This is a genomic window from Streptomyces tropicalis, assembly GCF_029269835.1.
GTDB classification, from domain to species: Bacteria; Actinomycetota; Actinomycetes; order Streptomycetales; family Streptomycetaceae; genus Streptomyces; species Streptomyces tropicalis.
This window is the reverse complement of the sequence record NZ_JARJBB010000001.1, coordinates 340,238-353,695: the sequence shown is the minus strand read 5'-3', so window position 1 is coordinate 353,695 and position 13,458 is coordinate 340,238. Positions and strand designations below refer to the sequence as shown.

At 72.0% G+C, this 13,458-nt stretch carries 12 protein-coding genes; 10 read left to right on the top strand and 2 right to left on the bottom strand.

The features are described from left to right. Positions 1-372: 372 nt before the first annotated feature. The 6 genes from P3H78_RS01590 (at position 373) to P3H78_RS01565 (ending at position 4,895) form a co-directional block, all read left to right on the top strand. Positions 373-810, top strand: coding sequence for a DUF3052 domain-containing protein (locus P3H78_RS01590; protein WP_276106881.1), 438 nt, complete (start codon positions 373-375; stop codon positions 808-810). 147 nt (positions 811-957) lie between these two features. Then, entirely contained in the window at positions 958-1,416 is a 459-nt protein-coding gene (locus tag P3H78_RS01585; RefSeq protein ID WP_276106880.1) for a peroxiredoxin, read from the top strand. A gap of 162 nt (positions 1,417-1,578) precedes the next feature. Continuing rightward, positions 1,579-2,154 (top strand): TerD family protein, encoded by a 576-nt coding sequence (locus P3H78_RS01580; RefSeq protein ID WP_276106879.1) that lies wholly within the window; start codon positions 1,579-1,581, stop codon positions 2,152-2,154. A gap of 97 nt (positions 2,155-2,251) precedes the next feature. After that, on the top strand, positions 2,252-2,830 hold the full coding sequence (locus tag P3H78_RS01575; protein ID WP_276106878.1) for a TerD family protein: 579 nt from the start codon (positions 2,252-2,254) through the stop codon (positions 2,828-2,830). Between the two features lie 49 nt (positions 2,831-2,879). Continuing rightward, positions 2,880-4,028, top strand: a complete 1,149-nt coding sequence (locus P3H78_RS01570) for a DUF475 domain-containing protein (protein WP_276106877.1) — start codon at positions 2,880-2,882, stop codon at positions 4,026-4,028. Between the two features lie 129 nt (positions 4,029-4,157). Beyond that, positions 4,158-4,895, top strand: a complete 738-nt coding sequence (locus tag P3H78_RS01565; protein WP_276106876.1) for a TerD family protein — start codon at positions 4,158-4,160, stop codon at positions 4,893-4,895. A 30-nt stretch (positions 4,896-4,925) separates the two neighbouring features. Here the strand turns inward: P3H78_RS01565 and P3H78_RS01560 are convergent, their stop codons facing one another. Continuing rightward, positions 4,926-5,750 carry a TerD family protein gene (locus P3H78_RS01560; RefSeq protein ID WP_276106875.1) on the bottom strand — a complete coding sequence of 275 codons (825 nt, stop codon included), beginning with the start codon at positions 5,748-5,750 and terminating at the stop codon, positions 4,926-4,928. Between the two features lie 210 nt (positions 5,751-5,960). Between P3H78_RS01560 and P3H78_RS01555 the strand changes: the two genes are divergently transcribed. Genes P3H78_RS01555 through P3H78_RS01545 form a run of 3 tightly spaced genes read left to right on the top strand, consistent with a single transcriptional unit; the run spans position 5,961 to position 10,541 of the window. Further along, on the top strand, positions 5,961-7,169 hold the full coding sequence (locus P3H78_RS01555; protein WP_276106874.1) for an HpcH/HpaI aldolase/citrate lyase family protein: 1,209 nt from the start codon (positions 5,961-5,963) through the stop codon (positions 7,167-7,169). 22 nt (positions 7,170-7,191) lie between these two features. Then, a complete protein-coding gene (locus P3H78_RS01550) occupies positions 7,192-9,726 on the top strand; it encodes a phosphoribosyltransferase (RefSeq protein WP_276106873.1) in 2,535 nt (844 codons plus the stop codon). Beyond that, entirely contained in the window at positions 9,723-10,541 is an 819-nt protein-coding gene (locus P3H78_RS01545; protein ID WP_276106872.1) for an HAD family hydrolase, read from the top strand. The genes P3H78_RS01550 and P3H78_RS01545 overlap by 4 nt, the downstream gene beginning before the upstream one ends. Before the next feature lie 19 nt (positions 10,542-10,560). Here the strand turns inward: P3H78_RS01545 and P3H78_RS01540 are convergent, their stop codons facing one another. Next, positions 10,561-10,779, bottom strand: coding sequence for an FmdB family zinc ribbon protein (locus P3H78_RS01540; RefSeq protein ID WP_276106871.1), 219 nt, complete (start codon positions 10,777-10,779; stop codon positions 10,561-10,563). Between the two features lie 530 nt (positions 10,780-11,309). Here P3H78_RS01540 and P3H78_RS01535 point away from each other — a divergent pair. Beyond that, positions 11,310-13,418, top strand: coding sequence for a transglycosylase domain-containing protein (locus P3H78_RS01535; RefSeq protein ID WP_438827899.1), 2,109 nt, complete (start codon positions 11,310-11,312; stop codon positions 13,416-13,418). The last annotated feature ends 40 nt before the right edge of the window (positions 13,419-13,458 follow it).

Below are 13,458 nucleotides of genomic sequence, written 5' to 3'. Positions count from 1 at the left end.
ACTATTTTGAGCTTTCTGTGGTTCTGATGGCCTTGCGCAGGTTCTCGGCCTGTGCCCGCACCGTTCCCCATCGTGTACCTCGGGGGAGGCAATCGTCATCTCTACCGGGGGGTAATCGGGATACCGTGCCCGTATGCCCCGGCCGTGCTGCATTTCCAAGGGGGCAAACCGGACAGAGCGGTGTGGTGTGTGCCACCCCTGATCGCGATACCGTGTCAGGAGTTGCGCCGACACAGTCGGGATCGTCACCGTTTCGGCGGTCCGAACCGCCGGGTACTTGCGCGATCCGGCCCGCCCGTGTGGACTACGGCCAATGCTTCGCGCACGCGCGTGGCTGAAGACCCATTACGCAACATGATCAGGAGGCACCCCGTGAGCGCGACCGCGGACCACGCGGAGGAGCGGACCAACCCGGCCGGCCGGCTGGGATTCCAGCCCGGACAGGTGGTCCAGGAGATCGGCTTCGACGACGACGTCGACCAGGAGCTCCGCGAGGCCATCGAGGAGGCTGTCGGCACGGAGCTCGTCGACGAGGACTACGACGACGTGGCCGACGCCGTGGTGCTGTGGTTCCGCGACGAGGACGGCGATCTGACCGACGCGCTGGTGGATGCCACCGCGTACATCGAGGAGGGCGGCATGATCCTGCTGCTCACCCCGAAGACCGGCCGGGACGGCTACGTGGAGCCGAGCGACATCTCGGAGGCCGCGACGACGGCGGGCCTCACGGCCAGCAAGAGCGTCAGCGTCGGCAAGGACTGGAGTGGCTCCCGTCTGGCGACGCCGAAGGCGGCCAAGCCGAAGAAGTGACCGGGTCCGGGGGCCCTGTGCCGGCCCCCGGACGTCCCGGCCCGGACCCGGACGGGCCGGAGTGTTCACGGCCCGTCCCCCCGCCCGCGGTGGGCGCTGCATAGGGTGGTCCCACCCCAACAGCCCCATCGAAGGGATTCCAGGACGATGGCGATCCAGGTCGGCGACAAGGCCCCCGACTTCGAGCTCAAGGACAACCACGGCCGTGCCGTGAAGCTGTCCGACTTCCGCGGTGAGAAGAACGTGGTGCTGCTCTTCTACCCGTTCGCCTTCACGGGGGTGTGCACCGGCGAGCTGTGCGCGCTGCGCGACAACCTGCCGACGTTCGTCAACGACGACACCCAGTTGCTCGCGGTGTCCAACGACTCCATCCACACCCTGCGCGTCTTCGGCGAGCAGGAGGGTCTGGAGTACCCGCTGCTGAGCGACTTCTGGCCGCACGGCGAGGTCTCCCGCGCCTACGGCGTCTTCGACGAGGACAAGGGCTGCGCCGTCCGCGGCACCTTCATCGTCGACAAGGAGGGCGTGGTCCGCTGGACCGTCCTCAACGCTCTGCCGGACGCCCGTGACCTGAACGAGTACGTCGCGGCGCTCGGCGCCCTCTGACCGCCCCGCGCACGCCCCGCCCGGACGCCCGGGCGGGGCGACGCGCGCGCCGACGGCCTCCAGGGCCTGCGTGCGGCGGGAACCCGTCACTAGGATCGACACGTTGATCCCATATCCGATGCACGACGGGGCTCCCTGCCCCCGTACACCAAGGGAGGACTCGTGGGAGTCAGCCTCAGCAAGGGCGGCAACGTATCGCTGACGAAGGAGGCCCCGGGCATGACGGCTGTCGTCGTCGGTCTGGGGTGGGACGTGCGGACCACGACCGGCACGGACTTCGACCTGGACGCCAGCGCCCTGCTGCTGAACACGTCCGGCAAGGTCGCCAGCGACCAGCACTTCGTCTTCTTCAACAACCTCAAGTCCCCCGACGGCTCGGTCGAGCACACCGGTGACAACCTCACCGGTGAGGGCGAGGGCGACGACGAGCAGATCAAGGTGAATCTCGCGGGGGTGCCGGCCGACGTCGACAAGATCGTCTTCCCGGTCTCGATCTACGACGCCGACAACCGCCAGCAGTCCTTCGGCCAGGTGCGCAACGCGTTCATCCGCGTGGTCAACCAGGCCAACCAGCAGGAGATCGCCCGGTACGACCTCAGCGAGGACGCCTCGACGGAGACCGCCATGGTCTTCGGCGAGCTGTACCGCAGCGGCGCGGAGTGGAAGTTCCGCGCCATCGGCCAGGGGTACGCCTCGGGCCTGCGCGGCATCGCCCAGGACTTCGGCGTCAACGTCTGAGGCGCGACAGCGCATCCGTCCGGCGTCGCACGGTTTGCGTGCGGCGCCGGACGCGCAGGACAACAGCAGAAGCACCATCTCGGGGAGGACCAGCATCATGGGCGTCACGCTCGCCAAGGGGGGCAACGTCTCCCTGTCCAAAGCCGCACCCAACCTGACCAACGTCATGGTCGGGCTCGGCTGGGACGCGCGCTCCACCACCGGAGCCCCTTTCGACCTGGACGCCAGCGCGCTGCTGTGCGGCGGCACCAACCGGGTGCTGGGGGACGAGTGGTTCGTGTTCTACAACCAGCTCACGAGCCCCGACGGCTCCGTGGAGCACACCGGCGACAACCTCACCGGTGAGGGCGAGGGCGACGACGAGTCGGTCCTGGTGGACCTGAGCCGGGTGCCGGACCGCTGCGAGAAGATCGTCTTCCCGGTCTCCATCCACATGGCCGACGAGCGCGGCCAGACCTTCGGCCAGGTCAGCAACGCGTTCATCCGCGTGGTCAACCAGGCCGACGGCCAGGAGCTCGCGCGCTACGACCTGAGCGAGGACGCCAGCACGGAAACGGCCATGATCTTCGGGGAGCTCTACCGCTACCAGGGCGAATGGAAGTTCCGGGCCGTGGGGCAGGGGTACGCGTCGGGGCTGCGGGGCATCGCTCTAGACTTCGGAGTCAACGTTTCGTAAAGCCGCGACGGCGCGGGGGAGTCCCCGTACACACACGATGGGGTAGCCAGTGCTTCTCAAAACCTTCGGCTGGTCGTTCGCGGTCACCGCGGTCGGACTGGTCGCGGCGGTCTTGTACGGGGGGTGGGAGGCCTTCGGCATCGTCGCGATCCTCTCCGTCCTGGAGATCTCGCTGTCGTTCGACAACGCGGTGGTCAACGCCGGGATCCTGAAGAAGATGAACGCCTTCTGGCAGAAGATCTTCCTCACGGTCGGTGTGCTCATCGCCGTCTTCGGCATGCGCCTGGTCTTCCCCGTCGTGATCGTCGCCATCAGCGCCAAGATGGGCCCGATCCAGGCCGTCGACCTGGCGCTGAACAACAAGGACCGCTACCAGGAACTGGTCACCGACGCCCACCCGGCGATCGCCGCGTTCGGTGGCATGTTCCTGCTGATGATCTTCCTCGACTTCATCTTCGAGGACCGGGACATCCAGTGGCTGCGCTGGATCGAGCGGCCTCTGGCGAAGCTCGGCAAGGTCGACATGCTGTCGGTCTGCATCTCCCTGATCGTCCTGCTGATCACCTCCTTCACCTTCGCCACCCACGCCCACCAGCACGGCGGCGCGCACGTCGACAAGGCCCAGACGGTGCTGATCGCCGGCATCGCCGGCCTGATCACGTACATGATCGTCGGCGGACTCTCCGGCTACTTCGAGGACAAGCTGGAGGAAGAGGAGGAGCGCGAGCACGAGGAGGAGGAAGAGGCGGCGCGCACCGGCAAGAAGCGCTCGCCCGTCGTGCTGGCCGGCCAGGCCGCGTTCTTCATGTTCCTCTACCTGGAGGTCCTGGACGCGTCCTTCTCCTTCGACGGCGTGATCGGCGCCTTCGCGATCACCAACGACATCGTCCTCATGGCCCTCGGTCTCGGCATCGGCGCCATGTACGTCCGGTCGCTCACCGTCTACCTGGTCCGCCAGGGCACCCTCGACGACTACGTCTTCCTGGAGCACGGCGCGCACTACGCGATCGGCGCGCTGGCCGTGATCCTCATGGTGACCATCCAGTACCAGATCAACGAGGTGATCACCGGCCTGGTCGGCGTGGTGCTGATCGCCTGGTCGTTCTGGTCCTCCGTGCGCCGCAACCGCGCACTGGAGGCGGCCGGAGGCACGGCCGCCGGCTCGGACGACAAGACCGAGGTGTCCTCCGGAGTGTGACGGCCCTCCGGGCGAGGAACGCTCCAAGCGGGGCGGCCGACGAGGACGACGGCTTCGGCCGGGTCCTCCGGCCGCCCCGCGGCACGTGCACGGGGCCGGTCGGCGGGTGAAGGTGGGGGCGGGCAGGACATGGGGTTCTTCGACGGGCTGCTGGGCGGACGGGTGGCCGACTTCGACTCGGGCAGCGCCGCGACCAACGCCATCGAGCTGACCAAGCGGCACCACCAGGTGTCGCTGACCCGGCAGGGAGCGGCCGGCGGGCACCTCCGCGTCAACCTGACCTGGCGGATGCGGACCTCCGACATCGGCGGCCCCACCCGGGAGAGCCTGCTGCGGCACCCCTTCAAGGCGCTCAAGCCGCCGGAGGTCATGGGGCACAGCCAGTCCATGGTCAACGTGGACCTGGACCTCGGCTGCCTGTACGAGCTGGCCGACGGCACCAAGGGCGTCGTCCAGCCGCTCGGCGGCTTCCTCGGCGACGTGAACTCCCCGCCGTACGTCAAGATCAGCGGTGACGACCGCTTCGGCTCGGCGTCGGGCGAGACGATGTACGTCAATCTCGACCACCGCGAGGCGATCAAGCGGCTGCTGGTCTTCGTGTACATCTACGACCAGACCCCGGCCTTCGACCGCACCCACGCCATCGTCACCCTCTACCCGAGCAACGGACCCCGCATCGAGATCGGACTCGACGAGCGCCACCCTCAGGCCCGCTCCTGCGCGGTGGTCCTGATCGAGAACGTGAAGGGCGAGCTGGTCGTCCGCCGCGAGGTGAAGTTCGTGTACGGCTTCCAGTCCGAGCTGGACCGGCTGTACGGATGGGGCCTGCAGTGGGGCCGGGGCTACAAGTCCACCGCCGAGCGCTGACGGCCCGCCGGGCCGCGGGCGTGCCGCGGCTCAGCGCCCGATGAACTGCGGCCCCTGCGGCGGCAGCCGGAAGTCGGGGTCGGGCGCCTGCGTCACCGGCTGCGGGTAGCCGTAGCCGGACGCCGCGCCCGCGGTCGCCACGGCCGAGGGGTGCTGCGGATAGCCGTACGCGGGCTGTGCCGCGGCGGGCTGCGGGTAGCCCTGGGTGGGCTGCTCCGGCGGCAGCGGCTGGGCGGTCGTGGGCGCACCGGCCGGGGCCGCACCGGTGGCGGGGGACGCGGTCGCTGCGGACCGCTGCCCCTCGGCCTCCTCGGACTCGTCCACCGAGATCCCGAAGTCGGTCGCCAGCCCCTTCAGCCCGTTCGAGTAGCCCTCGCCGAGCGCGCGGAACTTCCACCCCTCGCCCCGCCGGTACAGCTCCCCGCAGATCAGCGCGGTCTCCTGCCCGGTCTCCGGAGTGATCTCGAAGACGGCCAGCGGCTCCGCGTCGGCCACGGCCGCGTCGTAGATCAGGACGGACAGGTCCCGCACCCGGTCGAAGGCGACCCCGTCCGCCGAGGCCACCAGCAGGACGCGGCCGACGCCGGACTCCGTACCGGCGAGGTCCGTCTGGACCGTGTCGGTCAGAGCGTCGGCGACCCGCTTCTTGCCGAGCCGCCAGACCGTGCCCGAGGGGTGCCGGGGCTGGTTGTAGAAGACGAAGTCCTCGTCCGAGCGCACACGGCCGTCGGGTCCGAGGAGCAGCGCCGAGGCGTCGACGTCCGGGACGCCCTGGCCGGGCGTCCAGCGCAGCACGGCGCGCACCGTGGTGACCTCCAGGGGGACGTTCGACCCCTTCTGCATCGCGTGCGTCATGCGGTCATCCTGCCTTCTCGGTCCTGGTCACGACAACGCGGGGGTGGACCGCCGCCCGGCCGGGTACACGACGGTGAACAGCGCGCCGACATGGCCCGGTTACCAGGAATTCATGCCCGGCCGGAACCCCCGACATGGATTTCTACGTACTATTACCGGCCACACTGCGACGGTTTTCGGCGGCCGCCTACGCCAGCACGGGGGAGATCCATGCGTCACTTCGGGCACATCGCCCCCGAGACGCGCCGGCGTCTCTTCCACCGGGAGCCGTGCGCCTTCACCGCGGACGCCCCGGCCCGGCTGCTGTCCTCGGCCCTCGGGGCCACGCTCTACAGCCCGGCCACGCGGCCCAGGCTCGCCGACGACGTCGTCAAGCAGGCCGGGCGCGGCGTGGTGTCGATGGTGCTGTGCCTGGAGGACTCGATCGACGACGCGGACGTGGTGCACGGCGAGGAGAACCTGGTCCGCCAGTTCGCCGACCTGGCCGGGCGGTTCCCGGTCGACGGCCCCGGCCGCCCCGACGGTGCCGACGCCCCCGGGGGCGGCGTGCCGCTGCTGTTCGTCCGGGTGCGCACGCCCGAGCAGATCCCCGACCTGGTGCGCCGACTCGGCCCCTCCGTGCGGCTGCTGTCCGGCTTCGTCCTGCCGAAGTTCACCGAGGAGCGGGGCGTCCCCTTCCTGGAGGCGCTCCAGGGCGCCGAGGCGTCCTCCGGCCGGCGGCTGTTCGCCATGCCGGTGCTGGAGTCGCCCGAGCTGCTCTACCGCGAGTCGCGCGTGGAGACCCTGGAGGGCATCCTCCGCGCCGTCGGCAAGTACCGGGACCGGGTCCTCGCGCTGCGCCTGGGCGTCACCGACTTCTGCTCCTCCTACGGCCTGCGCCGGGCGCCCGACATGACCGCCTACGACGTCCAGATCGTCGCCTCCGTGATCGCCGACGTGGTGAACATGCTGGGGCGCGCCGACGGTACCGGGTTCACCGTGACGGGCCCGGTGTGGGAGTACTTCCGGGCACCGGAGCGCATGTTCAAGCCGCAGTTGCGGCAGAGCCCGTTCCTGGAGGTGCAGGCGGTCGGGCTGAGGGAGAGACTGATCGAGCACGCGATGGACGGGCTGCTGCGGGAGATCTCCCTGGACCAGGCCAACGGGCTGCTGGGCAAGACCTGCATCCACCCCTCGCACGTGCTGCCCGTGCACGCGCTGTCCGTCGTCAGCCACGAGGAGTTCAGTGACGCCGAGGACATCCTGCGGCCGGAGCGCGGCGGGGGAGGCGTGATGCGGTCCGTGTACACGAACAAGATGAACGAGGTGAAGCCGCACCGCGCCTGGGCGGAGCGCACCATGCTGCGCGCCGAGGTGTTCGGCGTCGCCCGCGAGGACGTCGGCTTCGTGGAACTCCTCGCCGCCGGCATACCCGGCTGACCACGCACACCACAGGGAACGCATGAACCACGCAGTGAACAACGGGGTCTGGTCCGGCACCTGGGTCGCCGAGCGGCTCGGCGTCGCACTCGACGGCGACGACGGGCTGACGGACCTGCTGGGGCTGGCGCTGCGCCGCAACCCCAGGCGGGCGCACCTGCTCGTCTCCCACGTGCTCGGCAAACACGTCCCCCAGTCGCCGGCCGTGGTCCACGGCCACGGGGTCGCCCTCGGCCGCCGGGTGCGTGCCCTGCTGGGCGAGGAGGAGGCGGCCCGGGCCGTCGTCCTCGGCTACGCGGAGACCGCCACCGGGCTCGGCCACTCGGTCGCCGACGGCCTCGGCCTCGCGCCCTGCCTGCACTCCACCCGCCGCCCGGTCCCCGGTGTCGCCCCGGCGGGCGGCTTCGAGGAGGCCCACTCGCACGCCACCTCGCACCTGCTGCTGCCGGAGGACCCCGCGCTGCTGTCCGGGGACGGGCCGCTGGTCCTCGTCGACGACGAGTTCTCCACCGGCAACACCGTGCTGAACACCATCCGCGACCTGCACGCGCGCCACCCGCGCGGCCGGTACGTCGTGGTCGCCCTGGTCGACATGCGCTCCGCCGCCGACACGGCCCGGCTCACCGACTTCGCCCGCGGGCTCGGCGCCCGCGTGGACCTGGTGGCGGCCGCCTCCGGGACGGTGCGGTTGCCGGAGGACGTCCTGGAGAGAGGCCGGGAACTGGTGGCCCGGCACGAGCGGCCGGCACCTCAGGACCCCCGGCAGCCGGATTCCGCGGGGCCGGACCCCGTGCCCGGGGCGCCCGCCGCCCGGCCGGAGGCGGGCGTGCCCGCACAGCGCTCCCGCGGGCGGGTCGCCCGTGTCGGGCTGCCCTGGCCGCGGGACCTGCCCGACGGCGGACGGCACGGCTTCACGCCCGCGCACCGGGAGCGGCTGGAGCGGGCCCTGCCCGGCCTGGCCGCGCCGATCGCCGCGGCGCTGCCCGCGGACGCCGGCCGGATCCTGGTCCTCGGCTTCGAGGAGCTGATGTACGCGCCGCTGCGGATCGCCTGCGCCCTGGAACAGACCGTCCCCGCCGAGGTGCGCTTCTCCACCACCACCCGCTCCCCGGTCCTCGCGGTCGACGACCCGGGCTACGCGATCCGCAGCCGCCTGGTCTTCCCGGCCCACGACGACCCGGCCGACGGGCCCGGGGACCGCTACGCCTACAACGTGGCCGGGGCGGGCTTCGACGCGGTCGTCGCCGTCGTCGACTCGGCCGGCGACACCCCCGCCCTGCACGCGGCCGGCGGCCTGCTGGACCGGCTCGCCGCGCACACCCCGCACGTCCTGCTCGCGGTCGTGCCGTCCCACGTGCCCGGCCCGTCCGGCTCCCACTCCGCCCCCGAAAGGCCCTCCATGCTGCCCGAGCCGCTGCGCGGCCCCGCCTTCTCCTCGTACGCGCCCGAGGAGGTCGGCTGGCTGCTCCAGGACCTCTCGGACGTGACGCTGGAGGCGCCGACCGAGGAGCGCGAGGAGGCCATCCAGGGCGGCGGCGCGCACTACGCCGAGTCGCTCCCGGTGGAGTACCAGCCCAGCGAGCGCTACCAGGGGCTCTTCCACGCCGCCCTGGACGCCTCGGCGGCCCGGATCGCGCGGGCGGTGGGCGTGGTCACCGAGACGGTCCTCGCCGAGCGGTCCCCGCGTCCCGTCCTGGTGTCGCTGGCCCGCGCCGGCACCCCGGTCGGTGTGCTGATGCGCCGGTGGGCGCTGGACCGGCACGGGCTGGACCTGCCGCACTACGCGGTCTCCATCGTGCGCGGCCGCGGCATCGACGCCAACGCGCTGCGCTGGCTGTCCCGCCGGTACGACCCCTCGGACGTGGTCTTCGTCGACGGCTGGACCGGCAAGGGCGCCATCACCCGCGAACTCACCGACGCGATCAGGGACTTCGAGCGGGCCGAGGGCGTCACCGGCTTCGACCCGGAGATCGCGGTCCTCGCCGACCCGGGCGGATGCGTGCGGACCTACGGCACCCGCGAGGACTTCCTGATCCCCTCCGCCTGCCTCAACTCCACCGTCTCCGGCCTGATCTCGCGGACCGTGCTGCGCGCGGACCTGGTCGGCCCGGACGACTTCCACGGCGCGAAGTTCTACCGCGAACTCGCCGGCGCCGACGTGTCGCCGGTCTTCCTCGACACCGTCTCCGCCCGCTTCGCGGAGGTCGCGGCGGAGGTCGGCACGGCGGTCAAGGAACTGCTGTCCGCGGACCGCACCCCGACCTGGGAGGGCTGGGCGGCCGTGGAGCGCATCAGCGAGGAGTACGGCATCCACGACGTGAACCTCGTCAAGCCCGGGGTCGGCGAGACCACCCGGGTCCTGCTGCGCCGGGTGCCCTGGAAGATCCTGGCGCGGGCCGGGGCGGGCGCCGACCTGGACCATGTGCGCCTGCTCGCCGAGCAGCGCGGGGTGCCGGTCGAGGAGGTCGGTGAACTGCCCTACACCTGCGTGGGCCTGATCCACCCCCGTTTCACGCGCGGGGCGACCGGCGCCGACGGCCGGGCGGTGGCCCGGTGACCCCCGTGCTGGTGGCCAGCGACCTCGACCGCACGCTCATCTACTCGGCCGCGGCCCTGTCGCTGACCATGCCGGACGCGCGGGCACCCCGGCTGCTCTGCGTCGAGGTGCACGAGAGCCGCCCCCTGTCCTACATGACGGAGTCGGCGGCCGGACTGCTCACCGAACTCGCCGACGCGGCGGTGTTCGTGCCGGCCACGACCCGCACCCGCAAGCAGTACCTGCGCATCAACCTGCCCGGCCCGGCACCGGGCTACGCGATCTGCGCCAACGGCGGCCACCTGCTGGTGGACGGGGAGTCGGACCGGGACTGGCACCGGCAGGTGACCGCGCGGCTGGCCCGTGAGTGCGCGTCCCTGGAGGAGGTGCGCGGACATCTGCTGCACAGCGCCGACCCGGCGTGGGCGCGCAAGCACCGCACCGCCGAGGACCTGTTCGCCTACCTGGTCGTGGAGCGCGAACTGCTGCCCGGGGACTGGGTGAAGGAACTCCAGGCGTGGGCGGAGCCGCGCGGCTGGACGGTGTCCCTGCAGGGCCGCAAGCTCTACGCCGTGCCCCGGCCGCTCACCAAGAGCGCGGCCGTGCGGGAGGTCGCACGCCGCACCGGGGCCGCCCTCACGCTCGGCGCCGGGGACTCGCTGCTGGACGCCGATCTGCTGCTGGCCGTGGACCGGGGCTGGCGGCCGGGCCACGGCGAACTCGCGGACGCCGGCTGGACGTCCCCCACCGTCGCCGCGCTGCCCGAGCGCGGGGTGCAGGCCGGCGAGCGGATCGTCCGGGAGTTCCTGAGCGCGGCGCGCCGCCGGGAGCAGTGACCCGCGGGACGGAACGGCCTCAGCCGCAGCAGCCGCCGCCGCAGCAGCCGCCCCCGCCACCGGCGCGGGGTGCGGCCGACGGCGCGGACGCCGCGCCGCCCACGGCGACCGTGGACAGAAGTTTTACCGTGTCGCCGTGGCCCGCGGGGCAGGCGGCCGGAGCGGACGACTCCGCCATCGGACGGCTCAGTTCGAAGGTGTCGCCGCAGGTCCGGCAGCGGTACTCGTAGCGAGGCATGGCCTCAGATTAGCGGGCGTGACCGGACACACAGGCTCCATGCTTCCCATGTGATGGTTTCTGTCCAGTTCTTGTGCGGAGAAATTGAAAAGATCGCTGATATTACTATAGTGCCGCGAGGGGCGCGAGGCCGCTGATGACCAGGGGGCTGGCGGCCGCTTCTGCGGCGGCTGTGTCGACCCGCGCGAGCAAGACGGAGTGCGGAGGGAGACTCAGTCGTGACCGAGGAAGGGCAGGGGGCGGGCCCCTCGGAGGACGGCCGGCGTGCGCGCCGGGCCGCGCCGAAACGGCTGCGCCGTACGGAGAGTCCGGACGACGGCCGGGCCGGGCCGCCCGTACCGCCGGACGTCACCATGCAGCTCAAGGTCGGCGACGCGCTGAAGGGCGCCACGCCGAGGCCCGACGCCACCATGCAGCTCAATGTCGAGGCGCTGCGCCGGGCGAAGGCGGCCAAGGCGGCGAAGGCCTCGGAGGCCGGGGCGGCGGACCGGTCCGCCGGTGACCCCGACGCCGGCGCGCCCGACGCCACCATGCAACTGCGGGTCATGCCGCGGCCGGTGGGCGCCCGCACCGCGCGCCGCTCGGAGCGCCGCGGTCCGGCACTGCCCCCGGCCGTGACCCGGGCGGCCGCCGCGGTGGCGGAGCGCTGCGCGCCGCTCGTCCGCCCGCTCGCCCCCCACGCCCGGCGCCTCGCGCCCTACGCCCGCCGCCTGAAGCCGGCGTACCCGCGCCCGGGCCGCGACGGCTGGCGCCGCTGGGTCCCCTCCTGGCGGCAGTGGCTGGGCGCCGTCCTGGCGTCCGTCGGCCTGAGCGGGGCGTTCCTCGCCGTCGCCTACGCCGCCACCGACATCCCGCAGAACCTGAACGCCTACGCCACCCAGCAGGACAACGTCTACTTCTGGTCCGACGGCACGCCCATGGCCCGCACCGGCTGGGTGCAGCGCCAGGCCATGCCGCTGAAGGACATACCCCAGGACGTGCGCTGGGCGGTGCTGGCCGCGGAGAACGAGAGCTTCTACAGCGATCCCGGCATCTCCTTCAAGGGCCTCACGCGCGCCCTGTGGCGCACGGTCGGCGAGGGCGACACCCAGGGCGGCTCCACCATCACCCAGCAGTACGTGAAGAACGTCTACCTGACCCAGAACCAGACGGTCGGCCGGAAGTTCACCGAGGCCATGATCGCCCTCAAGCTCGACAACCGGATGAGCAAGGACCAGATCCTCGAGGGCTACCTCAACACCAGCTGGTTCGGCCGCGGCACCTACGGCATCCAGCGCGCCGCCCAGGCCTACTACGGCAAGGACGTGAGCAAGCTCAACGCCGGGCAGGCCGCCTTCCTCGCCTCCCTGCTCAAGGGCGCCGGCCTCTACGACCCCACCCTGAACAAGGCCAACCACGCCCGCGCGGTGGAGCGGTGGAACTGGATCCTGGACCGGATGGTCAAGATCGGCAAGCTGTCGCCGGCCGAGCGCGCCACCTACACGACCTTCCCCGAGCCGCTCAGGAGGAACCCGCTCTACGACACCGGCCGGCAGAGCGACTACCTGGTCGAGGTGGCCTCGCAGTACGCCAGGAAGACCGCGCACCTGTCGGACCAGCAGTTCGACCTCGGCGGCTACCAGATCTACACCACCTTCGACCGCAAGCGGGAGAACGCGCTCACCGACGCCGTCACCCGGGCCCGCAAGAAGGCCCGCACCACCGACGCGACCGCCGCCAGGACCGCGCACTACGGCGCGGCCTCGGTGAGCGACGACGGCCGGATCCTCGCCGTCTACGGCGGCCCCGACCACCGCACGCAGGGCTACAACGAGTCCAACGCGACCACCGTGCCCGCCGGTTCGGCCTTCCAGCCCTTCGTGTACGCGGCCGGGCTCGAGTACGGCGTCACCAAGCGACGTGACGCCCCGCGCGAGCAGGTGCTGCCGGAGACCGTCTACGACGGCGACGACGCGGTGCCCGTCACCACGCCCGAGGGGCCGTACTGGGACCGCAGCGGCCGCAAGGTCGCCGCGCACAACGACGGCAACCGGTCCTACGGGCGCATCAGCCTGCGCCAGGCCCTCGCGCAGTCGGTGAACACCCCGTTCATGCAGCTGGGCATGGACACCGGCCTGGACCGGGTCAAGCAGACCGCCGTGTCGGCCGGACTGCTCGCCTCCAGCCTCGGCCCGCAGACGCCCGACCTCTCCCTCGGCAACTCGACCCCGAGCGCCATCCGGATGGCGGGCGGCTACGCCACCTTCGCGGCCGCCGGGATGCACACCGAGCCCTACTCGGTGCGCCGCATCACCCGCAACGGCTCCGCCGTACGGCTGGACCGGCCGGCCCGCAACCGCGCGGTCGGCGCCACGGTGGCCCAGGAGGTCGAACAGGCCCTCGGCGACGCGTTCCGCTCCGCGCACCCGGCCGCCGCGGCGCCCGCCACGGCCGCCGTGACCGGGAAGCCCGGCACCACGTCGGACGACACCGCCGCCTGGTACGTCGGCACCGCGGACGCCGTCTCCACCGCCGTCGTCGTCTACCGCATGGACCTGGCCAAGAGCCTCCAGCCACTGCCCCTGAAGGGGATCGCCGGCACGGCAGCCGACAGCGTCCCCTACGGCATCTGGGCGGGCGCCTCGGGCCGGCCCGGCTGACCGCCGGCGGCCCGTCCGCACCGCACCCGCACCGACACCT